This window comes from Cyclobacterium roseum (assembly GCF_010119225.1).
Lineage (GTDB): Bacteria > Bacteroidota > Bacteroidia > Cytophagales > Cyclobacteriaceae > Cyclobacterium > Cyclobacterium roseum.
The window spans coordinates 1-531 of the sequence record NZ_WNKF01000057.1 but is presented as its reverse complement, the minus strand read 5'-3'; the positions used below and the strand labels follow the sequence as shown (position 1 = coordinate 531).

Below are 531 nucleotides of genomic sequence, written 5' to 3'. Positions count from 1 at the left end.
TACCATCTGCCAGGGTTCCGTCGGTGGATTTGTTGGCACTGTTTTCCTTCAATGCAATGTTGGTGGCATTGGCAGAAATATCAGTTGTGTTTTGGGACACTTCCGTATTTAGGGTGCTGATGTCCCCTGCATTGGTGGAAATATCAGTAGCATTGGTCTTTACCTGGGCATCCAATTTATCATCTGAATCTTTCAGTGAGGTGGCGGTGGTGAGGAAATTCGATGTGGTATTGGCCGTAAAACTTCCGTCTGTTCCCAGTCCGGCTCCGCTCTGGGTAGCATCCAGTTCGGTTTGGATGGCTCCTGCCGCCGTATTGATTGTGGCTACTTCCCCGTCCACATAGGTCTTCACTGCTTTCTCGGTAGGGAACTTCGTGTCCGTACCGTCTGCCAGGGTTCCGTCGGTGGATTTGTTGGCGCTGTTTTCCTTCAATGCAATGTTGGTAGCATTGACTAAGATATCAGTTGTATTTTGGGACACTTCCGTATTTAGGGTGCTGATATCCCCTGCATTGGTGGAAATATCTGTGG

1 pseudogene is annotated in these 531 nt (G+C 49.0%); it reads right to left on the bottom strand.

The window, feature by feature from the left end:
• A pseudogene (locus tag GJQ68_RS23120) lies at positions 1-531 on the bottom strand (hypothetical protein); the annotation flags it as partial.